Annotated in this window: 1 pseudogene; it reads right to left on the reverse strand. The window is 70.5% G+C overall.

Annotated features, from left to right (window positions below):
• Positions 1 to 220: pseudogene (locus tag BN358_RS27545) on the reverse strand (fumarate reductase/succinate dehydrogenase flavoprotein subunit); the annotation flags it as partial.

The raw sequence follows: 220 nt of genomic DNA on the forward strand, positions 1-220 counted from the left end.
CTGTACTTCGGCGACTGCGGACGCCGCCGCGGGGGCGTCCGCGGGCAGGAGGGGTTGCCTCAGGACGCGTGCCAGGTAGTTCGGTACGGACAGTGGCAGGGTGAACCACCCGTCGACGCAGGCCGACAGCAGTGAGTTCGCACCCAGGCGGTTGGCTCCGTGGTAGCCCGAGCCCGCCTCGCCTCCGACGAACAGTCCGGGGACGGTCGTCATCAGGTCG

It is taken from the genome of Sedimentibacter sp. B4 (genome assembly GCF_000309315.1).
In the GTDB taxonomy this organism is placed as follows: Bacteria; Bacillota; Clostridia; order Tissierellales; family Sedimentibacteraceae; genus Sedimentibacter; species Sedimentibacter saalensis.